This is a genomic window from Pseudomonas sp. P5_A2_2 (assembly GCF_054177685.1).
On sequence record NZ_JBGCUL010001080.1, the window covers coordinates 1 to 1,448 of the forward strand.

Here is a 1,448-nt window from a genome sequence, read left to right on the forward strand (position 1 = left end):
GCATCATCTCCCGCAGGTGCTTGCCTGCGGGATTCACTCCCTCGCGCTAACCGCTTAGGTCTTTTGGTCCGACAGATGTTTCTCGAAGATCTGCTCGATGAACGATTGGGCGGCTTCGGTTCCAAGGTCCCTGACCAGCAGGTCGATACCGATAATGGCGAGCTCTTCCGTGGTGCCTGGGCTGTAGGAGCTGTGGCCGTCTTGCCACTTGGCCTTGATGTCAGCGTCGATGCTTACGGTGGTCATGATGGCGCTCGTGAGGTCGGGGAAGTCTGAGTGCCGAGTTAACCATTTTGCGGGGCTTTTGACACGCCGACTTAGGCATCAAAGGAGGGCTGTGCGACACTTGGTCTCTGACGAATACTCAAGGAACACGCTGTGCAGATCGATTTGAACTCCCCGGATGGCCTGACCCTTGAGGCGGTGCGTCAGTTGCTGGCCGGCGCCAGTGACGATGAGCACACCCAGTTACGAGTCACCAAAGGAGGCATTGCCTACATTTCCTCGGGTGTCGTGGGCGGCACCGATATCGACGGGTTGTTGTTTCGGCTCGAAACCTGGGCCAAGGGCTCCGGTTATGTCGGGCGGGTCGCGGCCAGCGATGAGGTCTGGGTCATGCAAATCTTCAATGCCTTGAAAGAGAACTGGCCCAATCCTCCTTACGACTACATCGACGTCTATTGAGCGTCGTTCATATTCAGTCACGATTCAGTGATTAAGGGCAGGGCGACGCTCAGGCAGAATCGCGGCTCGTCCGGATCATGGGCACTGCCTGTGAAACCAAACGCCAGTCTGGTTGTCGCACGATCTCAGCTTAATCATTGAATAAGGAGGCTTCATGCCTTGGAAGCTCGCGTCATTGGGTACTTTGTTGGCCGTTGCCACGCTGGCCGGTTGCAGCACTACCTCTACCGAGTCGGCAGCAACCGATGTTGCGACGACTGACACGGGTCACAGTCGCTGTGAAGCAAAGGCTGCCGAGTTCACCATCGGCAAACAGGCCTCGCCGCAATTGCTCGAGCAGGCGCGTACCCGGGCAGGGGCGCAAAGTGCACGGTTCCTGCTGCCAACCGATATGGTGACGCTGGAGTACCGCTCCGATCGCCTGAACCTGAACACCGATGCCAGCCGGGTAGTGACCCGCGTCAACTGCGGCTGATCGCCCGGCTTTTGTTCCGGCCATAAAAAACCCCGTCACATGGACGGGGTTTTTTTAGTGCGCCTGGAGATTACTCTGGGCGAACTTGAGCAGCTTGCATACCCTTTTGGCCTTTCTCAGCCACGAAGGAAACAGTCTGGCCTTCTTTCAGGCTTTTGAAACCGTCGCTTTCGATAGCTTTGAAGTGTACGAACAGGTCGTCACCGCCACCTTGAGGAGTGATGAAGCCGAAGCCTTTTTCATCGTTGAACCATTTAACGGTGCCGGTTTGGCGATTAGACATGGTGTA

4 protein-coding genes are annotated in these 1,448 nt (G+C 56.6%); 2 read left to right on the forward strand and 2 right to left on the reverse strand.

All coding sequences use genetic code 11. The annotated features are described in order from the left end of the window. Positions 1 to 54: 54 nt before the first annotated feature. Positions 55 to 246, reverse strand: coding sequence for a hypothetical protein (locus ACXRVY_RS28960; RefSeq protein ID WP_223457157.1), 192 nt, complete (start codon positions 244 to 246; stop codon positions 55 to 57). Positions 247 to 378: 132 nt separating this feature from the next. Here ACXRVY_RS28960 and ACXRVY_RS28965 point away from each other — a divergent pair, with 132 nt between their 5' ends. Together ACXRVY_RS28965 and ACXRVY_RS28970 are read left to right on the forward strand one after the other, a co-directional pair. Further along, the gene (locus ACXRVY_RS28965) at positions 379 to 684 is read left to right on the forward strand and encodes a hypothetical protein (protein WP_007975706.1); all 306 of its coding nucleotides are present in this window, start codon (positions 379 to 381) and stop codon (positions 682 to 684) included. Between the two features lie 154 nt (positions 685 to 838). Continuing rightward, positions 839 to 1,159 (forward strand): I78 family peptidase inhibitor, encoded by a 321-nt coding sequence (locus tag ACXRVY_RS28970; RefSeq protein ID WP_223457160.1) that lies wholly within the window; start codon positions 839 to 841, stop codon positions 1,157 to 1,159. A 70-nt stretch (positions 1,160 to 1,229) separates the two neighbouring features. Here ACXRVY_RS28970 and ACXRVY_RS28975 read toward each other — a convergent pair whose 3' ends face one another. After that, positions 1,230 to 1,442 (reverse strand): cold-shock protein, encoded by a 213-nt coding sequence (locus ACXRVY_RS28975; RefSeq protein WP_003179963.1) that lies wholly within the window; start codon positions 1,440 to 1,442, stop codon positions 1,230 to 1,232. Positions 1,443 to 1,448: the final 6 nt, after the last annotated feature.

Bases quoted from the DNA above. Each gene is read 5' to 3' on its own strand.
- ACXRVY_RS28960 (WP_223457157.1), bottom strand. From the start codon at position 246: ATGACCACCGTAAGCATCGACGCTGACATCAAGGCCAAGTGGCAAGAC.
- ACXRVY_RS28970 (WP_223457160.1), top strand. From the start codon at position 839: ATGCCTTGGAAGCTCGCGTCATTGGGTACTTTGTTGGCCGTTGCCACG.
- ACXRVY_RS28975 (WP_003179963.1), bottom strand. From the start codon at position 1,442: ATGTCTAATCGCCAAACCGGCACCGTTAAATGGTTCAACGATGAAAAA.